The sequence below is a fragment of the Stenotrophomonas sp. STEN031 genome (assembly GCF_056759975.1).
On the sequence record NZ_JBRREA010000037.1, the window covers coordinates 33,420 to 40,814 of the forward strand.

The 7,395-nt window shown below is 63.4% G+C and carries 8 protein-coding genes; 3 read left to right on the top strand and 5 right to left on the bottom strand.

What is annotated here, in order from left to right; genetic code table 11:
* Positions 1-100 precede the first annotated feature (100 nt).
* Positions 101-424 (top strand): glycine zipper 2TM domain-containing protein, encoded by a 324-nt coding sequence (locus tag ACVOLQ_RS15735; RefSeq protein ID WP_313170776.1) that lies wholly within the window; start codon positions 101-103, stop codon positions 422-424.
* Between the two features lie 67 nt (positions 425-491).
* Here the strand turns inward: ACVOLQ_RS15735 and ACVOLQ_RS15740 are convergent, their stop codons facing one another.
* Both ACVOLQ_RS15740 and ACVOLQ_RS15745 read right to left on the bottom strand, forming a co-directional pair.
* Entirely contained in the window at positions 492-1,376 is an 885-nt protein-coding gene (locus ACVOLQ_RS15740) for an acyltransferase (RefSeq protein ID WP_313170660.1), read from the bottom strand.
* 193 nt (positions 1,377-1,569) lie between these two features.
* A complete protein-coding gene (locus tag ACVOLQ_RS15745; protein ID WP_313493340.1) occupies positions 1,570-2,292 on the bottom strand; it encodes a cyclic nucleotide-binding domain-containing protein in 723 nt (240 codons plus the stop codon).
* A 245-nt stretch (positions 2,293-2,537) separates the two neighbouring features.
* Here ACVOLQ_RS15745 and ACVOLQ_RS15750 point away from each other — a divergent pair, with 245 nt between their 5' ends.
* Positions 2,538-3,428, top strand: a complete 891-nt coding sequence (locus ACVOLQ_RS15750) for a diguanylate cyclase domain-containing protein (protein ID WP_481528575.1) — start codon at positions 2,538-2,540, stop codon at positions 3,426-3,428.
* Between the two features lie 168 nt (positions 3,429-3,596).
* Here ACVOLQ_RS15750 and ACVOLQ_RS15755 read toward each other — a convergent pair whose 3' ends face one another.
* Positions 3,597-3,947 carry a hypothetical protein gene (locus ACVOLQ_RS15755; protein ID WP_481528576.1) on the bottom strand — a complete coding sequence of 117 codons (351 nt, stop codon included), beginning with the start codon at positions 3,945-3,947 and terminating at the stop codon, positions 3,597-3,599.
* Positions 3,948-3,995: 48 nt separating this feature from the next.
* The gene (locus tag ACVOLQ_RS15760; RefSeq protein ID WP_481528577.1) at positions 3,996-4,961 is read right to left on the bottom strand and encodes an MBL fold metallo-hydrolase; all 966 of its coding nucleotides are present in this window, start codon (positions 4,959-4,961) and stop codon (positions 3,996-3,998) included.
* A gap of 206 nt (positions 4,962-5,167) precedes the next feature.
* Here ACVOLQ_RS15760 and ACVOLQ_RS15765 point away from each other — a divergent pair, with 206 nt between their 5' ends.
* Positions 5,168-6,142: a tetratricopeptide repeat protein gene (locus ACVOLQ_RS15765; protein WP_481528578.1), complete on the top strand. Its 975-nt coding sequence runs from the start codon at positions 5,168-5,170 to the stop codon at positions 6,140-6,142.
* Positions 6,143-6,196: 54 nt separating this feature from the next.
* Here ACVOLQ_RS15765 and ACVOLQ_RS15770 read toward each other — a convergent pair whose 3' ends face one another.
* Entirely contained in the window at positions 6,197-7,231 is a 1,035-nt protein-coding gene (locus tag ACVOLQ_RS15770; protein WP_481528579.1) for a S66 peptidase family protein, read from the bottom strand.
* Positions 7,232-7,395: the final 164 nt, after the last annotated feature.

Sequence of the window (7,395 nt, forward strand, 5' to 3'; positions counted from 1 at the left end):
GGCTGGACGCACATTGGCGCAAAGCTGCGCTGCCAATAACAGGAGTATCGACATGGGCAAGCTTCCTATCACCCTGGCCTCGACCATTGCCGCGAGTGCAATGCTTCTCTCCGTCGGCGTCAACGCACAAACCTATGGCCCACGCGATGAAGGCCGCCGTTTCAACGACGGCAGCCGCGTGGTCTGCCACGAGGTGGAGGTAGCCAACAACGCACGTGACCAGAATCGCGTAGCCGGCACCGCCACAGGTGCTGTGGTCGGCGGCCTGCTAGGCAACCAGGTCGGCAAGGGCAATGGCCGCAAGTTGGCCACGGTGGGCGGCGCGGTGGCGGGCGGTCTGGTGGGCCGCAATGTGCAGGGCCGCAACCAGGAGCGCAATGGCCAGCGCGTGGTCGAGACCCGCTGCGAACGGGTTCATCGCTGACGAATCCAGCGCCATGCAAAGCAACAAAGGCCCTGTCAAGGGCCTTTGTTTTCAACGATGGTGGTGATCAGGCCTTGCTTTCGAGCAGACGCGCGATGTCCTCATCCTTCTGCTGCCACAGGCCATTCATCCACTGCTGGAACTGGGCACGGAAGTTGCGATCTTCCTGGTAGTTGCGGCCGATGAACTCGGTGGGGATCGGCAGCTTGCGTACCAGCACCTTCACTTCCGGCAGGCGATTGGCCATCAGGTCCATCATCGAGGGAATGCCCTTGGGATAGACGATGGTCACATCCAGCAAGGCATGCAGGCCCTTGCCCATCGCATCCAACACGAACGCCACGCCGCCGGACTTGGGTTTGAGCAGGTGTTTGAACGGCGAGGCCTGCGCTGCGTGTTTGGCGGCCGTGAAGCGGGTGCCTTCGACGAAGTTCATCACCGCCACCGGAATGCTGGCGAATTTCTCGCAGGCCTTGCGGGTCACTTCCATGTCGCGCCGGCCCAGCTCGGGGTTCTTGGCAATCTGCTTGCGGTTGTAGCGGCCCATGAAGGGAAAATCCAGGGCCCACCAGGCCAGGCCCAGCACCGGCACCCAGAACAGCGAGCGCTTCAGGAAGAAACGCAGCAAAGGAATCCGGCGGTTGAACACCTTCTGCAGCACCAGGATATCGACCCAGCTCTGGTGGTTGGCCAGCACCAGATAATGGCCATCGCGCTCAAGCCCCTCGGTGCCACTGACCGTAAAGCGGGTAGCGGTAAAGGCGTGGATCATCGCGCTGTTCACCGCGATCCAGCTTTCCGCCAAGCCGGTCAGCAGCGGATTGCAGGCCCGACGCACCGACTTCAGCGGCAGTACCGCCTTGAACAGCGCCACCACGAACAACGGCAGGCAGTGGGCCAGCGTATTGATCACGATCAACGGGAAAATCAGAGCCACGCGCAACCACACCATGGAAATAACCGCGGGGAGCAACCCCAGAACCCAAAGAAGCACAGGGTAGCAAAACCGACGCTTCAGGTTTTATCCGAAACCGTCCGCACGCCCGGCAAACCTCGGCCAACGCACCGGGATCCCCCCACCCTCACGGGCCAGGACAACCCCTGTGCAGCGGGGCACCACCCCACTCGTTGCCGCCGCCCGGAGATCACTGCAGGCTGGTCTGTATCACCTCGACCCGGATGCCCGCCTCGGCCATGGCCTGGTTGGCGGCCGCCAGCTTCAGCCGCATGTCCTTGCGGAAACACTGGTCGATGGCATGTTCGATCTCGGGTTCACGGGCCATCAGCTGTCGCAGCGCATGCCGCTCCAGTGCCAGGTAGCGGGTGGGCTTGGCGGTGATCACGGTCGCGGTGGCCGGCATGTCGGTCAGTACGCTGATCTCCCCCGACAAGGCACCCGCCCCGCACCACCCCACAACGGCTTCATCCACCATGACCGCGACTTCACCGCTGGCAATGAACAGCATGTGGCTGGCCTGTTCGCCATGGCGGATCAGCACCTCGCCTGCCCCGGCCTCGCACCACTGCCCCAGATCCAGCACCCGTCGCGCCTGCGCCGGCTCCACCAATGGCAATACGGCTTCCCTGAAGCGGCGTTCCTCGGCGCTGAAATGGGTGATGCGGTTGCGATAGGCCTGCAGCGACAGCTGGCCCACGTTGACTGCCACGAAGATGATCTCCCAGGTGGCGCTGACGTAATCGGAGATCATCACCGAATAGGTGATGCTGAGCAGTCCTGACGCTACCGCCAGCGCACGCAGCCACATCATGCGTGTCATCAACATCGACAGGATCAACAGCAGGTAGCTGGCATGGCCAACCATCCCGTCTACCGAAAGTGCAGATTGCAGGAAGCTGTTCAGGTCCATGCCGCGAGCATGGGACAAGCCCTTGCCGACCGCAATTGGCAATGCCGGCCCTCCCCCGCCAGCAACGCTCCTGCACGCCGACGACGGGGCCGCAAGGGTGCCCGTTCAGGCCGGCGGGACCGGGGGCCGGCAATCGGCCGCGCCATCGGTCCCGCAACCGATGTTCGCCGGAGGGAGCCTCACCCGACATACGCTGACATCTGGAAACGGCATAATCCCAGCCTTCGTATTTGTCGTGTCTGCACATGCCTTTCAAGTTGCCGCCGCTCGGTGAAGTCCTGGACCTGCTACCCGACGCGGTGTGCATGGTTGCCCCCGATGGCGAACTGCTGATGGTCAATGCCGCATTCGAGACCATCTTCGGCTACACCCCCGCCGAGGCCAAAGGCCGGCAGATCATGGATCTGGTACATCCAGAGGACCGCGCCGCCACCGAACAGTCGGCGCTGGACGTGATGGCAGGCCGGCCACGTTCCAACTTCCGCAACCGCTACATCCGCAAGGACGGCAGCGTGGTCGACATCCAATGGTCGGCCAAATGGCTGCCGGAATACGGCATCCGCATCGGCGTCGGCCATGAGGTAACCGCCCTGCGTGGAATCGAACGACAGCTGGAGCACCTGGCCAGCCACGATGCCTTGACCGGCCTGCCCAATCGTTATCACCTGCGCCGTGAACTGGAAGCGGCGCTGGAGCGTGCGGGGCGTGACGGCAGTGGGCTGGCGCTGCTCTACATCGATCTGGATGGCTTCAAGGCCGCCAACGACCACTACGGGCATGAAGCCGGTGACCGCCTGCTGCGTGACGCCGCCCGCCAACTGCGCGATGGCCTGCGGCAGAACGACCTGATCGCCCGCGTCGGTGGCGACGAGTTCGTTGCCGTGCTGCCAGCCTGCGCCAGCCCCGGTGATGCGCTGAATATCGCTACTGCCCTGCGTGCACGGCTGGCCTTGCTACAGAGCCTTGGCAGCGACACCCCGCAGATCGACGCCAGCGTGGGCGTAGCCTGCTTCCCCGCCGACGGCAGTGATGCCGACGCACTACTGCGCCATGCCGATGCCGCCATGTATGCCGCCAAGGCGAAGAAGCGCCTTGCCAACTCCGCCGCGGATCGCGCCTCCAACCCGATTTCCTGATCCAGGCCGCTCTTCCAGGGTTGGGACGGTGTGCGTGGCGCAACCATGACACCGACATCCCAACGGCCAACCGGCCCGGGATCGCGAAGCGGCTTGCAGCGTGAACGCAACGTCCCCAGAACCCACCCTATCGACCGAATGGGTTCTGCCTGCACACGTGAGTGGACGCTATTGGACCGACTGGATCCGGATCTCGGCGCTGGAGGTCCGACTGCCCAACTCGATGATCTCATCAGCATCCAGGCCGGCGACCCGGTCCTTCACCCTCGCAATGCCAAAACCCTGCAACTCCGGATTGCCCACCACCTCATAGGCAGAGTTCACACCATCCAGATTGATCTGAAGCATGGCCAGCAGAAGCTTCTGCTTTTTCTCAGCACTGACGGATTCGATCATCTGTTTCCAACTGGACTCCGCTGCTGCATCGGAAGATGCATCCAATCGGATGGGTTCCTTGGCCAAGGCGCTACCTGCAGCCAGGACGCCGATGATGAGAACAGCAAGAAATCGAGCTTTCATAATGATCCTCCATGAAGTTTGATACCGGTGCCTTTCTGCATCAGGCCGCTACTTCCAGGGCATTTCGCCCTTGGCCACCTTGGCACTGAGCTCCAACGATGCCTCACCTGGCAGGCCCGGATAGCGCTGCTTCATCGCCGCAATCAGCGCGCTCGAATCCTTGGCCTTTGCCGCTTCCTCGTCGAAAGCCCGGATGTAGTTGGCGGTGAATTCAACAGCAGCCAGATCCTGTGGTGCGCCTTCCGCATAGTGGCCGGGAATCACCCGTGCCGGCGCAAGGTCCTTGATCTGCTGCAGCGCGGCCAGCCAATCCTGATGTGATTGCGGCGTCTGCGTATCAGCCATGAACACGTGAGAACCTGCATCCACCAGCACCCCGCCCATCACCGTGCTGATCGATGGCACCCACAGGGCCGTGCGCTGCGGGCTGGCGCCATCCAGGCCGATCACCTGCAACTCCTGCCCCTCCAACTGCAGGCTGTTGCCCTGCAATGGTGAAGGCACCAGCAACTGTCTGGGTGCATTGGCACCCAGTTGCGGCCCCCATATCTTCAGCTTTTCATCCTTGCTCGCCTGTATATGCGCGATGGTCTGCGGCGTGGCCAGGATCTGCGCATCGGGGAATGCGGCGTGCAGGGTCTCAAGGCCGAAGTAGAAATCCGGGTCGCCATGGCTGATATAGATCGTGGTCAGCTTCTTGCCTGACGCCTTGATCATATCCACCAGCTTGGCCGCATCGGCGGTGGAAAACTGCGCATCGACCAGCACGGCATCGCTGGTCCCGGTCAACAGTTCCGAGGACACCGCAAAGATGGCGTCCGCACCAGGATTGAACACTTCCACGTTCAAGGCTTGCTGGGTGCCTTGCGATGACGGGTCGGTAGCCGGCGCCGCTGCCGAGGGGGCTGCGGTGGTCGCCCCGTCTGGCGTCCCGGGCTTCCCGCAGCCGGTGATTGCCAGCGCGATCGCGATCGCCACCACTAAGGTCATGCATTTCAAACCTTTGTCGTTCATTGCGCTGCTCCAGCAAGCTACGGATGAAAACCGGCATGCACGATACCGCCCACGCTAAAAGCACGACCGCGCATTGCGGACGATGCTGGCAATACCGCTGTTATCCGCATGTTAAAGCGCGCAACTGCCAGTCGCACCCCGTACCCCGCCTGCGCAGCATACGGTGCGCATGCGATCATCCTTTCCCCCCAACACTGCTGCCCGCAATGACTTCCGAACAGCCTGATCTCGAAAGCATCCACAACCGGGCCTACCTGGCCATCGACGATGGCGAGTTGTGCAGCGCCACCCAGGATTTCGACCTGCTGTTACAGCACCACCCGGAGAACCCGTTCTATCACTACATGCGCGGTTTGGCATTGAAGTACCAGATGGAATGGGCCGGATCACTGCGGGACAACCTGCGCGCCATCGAACTGGCCGAGGAGTTCAGCCAGGCCCAGCACTGGAACGCCGCCATTGCGGCGACCGGCCTTGGCCAATGGACGACAGTGCGCGCGCTATGGGCCGCCTGCGATATCACCCTGCCCGAAGGCGAAGGACCCATCGACGGCAACTTCGGTATCGCGGTGGTGCGCTTGAATCCATGGAGTGCCGGGGAAACGGTGTTCATGCGCCGCATCGACCCGGTGCGCGCACGCATCCTCAACGTCCCGCTGCCGGAAAGCGGCCACCGCTTCGGTGACATCGTCCTGCACGACGGTGCCCCCACCGGCTCACGCTTCGATGGCGAGCATGAGGTGCATGTGTTCAACGAACTGGAGCGGCTGGAGTCGTCCGAGTTCCAGACCTTCGTGGTGTTCGTGCGCGCGGACAGCGCCGAGGACATCAACGTGCTGCTACGCGCCAGCGCACCCGGCATCGGCTACGCCGAGGACTGGACCCGCAGCATCCGCCATTACTGCCTGCGCTGCAGTTACGACGCGCCGCACAGCCATGCATCCAAGCCTGATGAAGACACGGCGTGGCAGCGTGAGCGCAACCTCGGCATTGCAGCGCAGAGCCACTTATCCGTCGAGAAGCTGTTGAAGGATTGGCTCGCCGGCGGTAGCGGCCGCCATCTGGACGCCATCGAGACCCGCGAATGTCCGCAGCCGGCGCGCGAGGACGGCCATGCCTGGTGGTTGTCGCCCGAGGATGAAGACGAGGACGAGGACGCACAGGGCGACGAGGAAGAGTAAGCCCGTGCAATGACGACGTGAGCGCACCGCGCCACGTCGTCGCGCATATCACGCTCAGGCCAACACCGGCGCCAGCAGGCGGAAGGTTCCGGCGTCGGCATCCATCTCCACCTTGCCGCCGACCGGCACGATGAACTGCTCCTTGATGTGGCCGATCATCGCGCCGCGGTAGGCCGGGATCTTCAACGGCAGGATGTAGTCGTCGAAGATCTGATCCAGGGTCAGCGAGCCATAGCCATCACCCGGCGCGCAATCGGTGCACTCACCGAAGATGAAACCGGCGATCTTGTCCAGCGCCCCCATCAGCTTCAAGGTGCTGAACATGCGATCGATGCGATAGGGCGCCTCTGCGACGTCTTCCAGGAACAGGATCTTGCCGGTGAAATCCGGCAGATAGGGCGAACCGGCCAAGGCCGCGAGCACGGTCAGGTTGCCGCCGATCAACTCGCCTTGCGCCTTGCCACCACGGATGGTCAATGTGCGGTTGTCGCGCGGCACCAGCTCATCGTCGTTTTCGCTGCGGTTCTGGTAGTGCATCAATTCGCGCTTGAAGAACACGCGTTCGAACTGATCGACATTGAAACGGTTCCAACTGCCTGCGCCGATCTGCCCATGGAAAGTCACCAGGCCGGTTTTGGCATGGATGGCACAATGCAGCGCGGTGATGTCCGAGTAACCGAGCAACACCTTGGGATTGGCGCGGATGCGCTCGTAGTCGAGCAGCGGCAGCAGCCGTGCTGCGCCGGAGCCGCCGCGCACACAGATGATGGCCTTAACCTGCTTGTCGCCGAACATGGCATTCAGATCACCGGCACGCTCGGCATCGGTGCCGGCCAGGTGGCCATGGCGCGCGGCGTAATGCGCCCCGGTCTTGACCACAAAGCCCAGCGCCTCCATCGCCTCGCGCGCCAACTGCAGACTGAGCCGCTCGCTGCTGGCCGAGGACGGGCTGACCAGCCCCACCGTGTCACCCTTGTTGAGCCCGGCCGCGAGCAGCTGCCCGCGCGTAGCCGCCAGTGCGCCCTGCATGCCGAGCAGCGGCAAGGTAGCCGCCAGCGCCGTACCGCCAATAAAACGCCGTCTATCCATGTTGTTGCCTGTTACCGGGAGTCGGCCCAAGAGTAGCAGCGCGACGCTCCACCTGTAGTGGGGGGCGGGGGGCGGGGCGGGGCGGAGGGGGTCGCGCACCGGCCGCCCCAGGGACCGCAAACCAGTGCCAGGCGGGGACCGACGGACGCGGCCAGGGGCGGGCG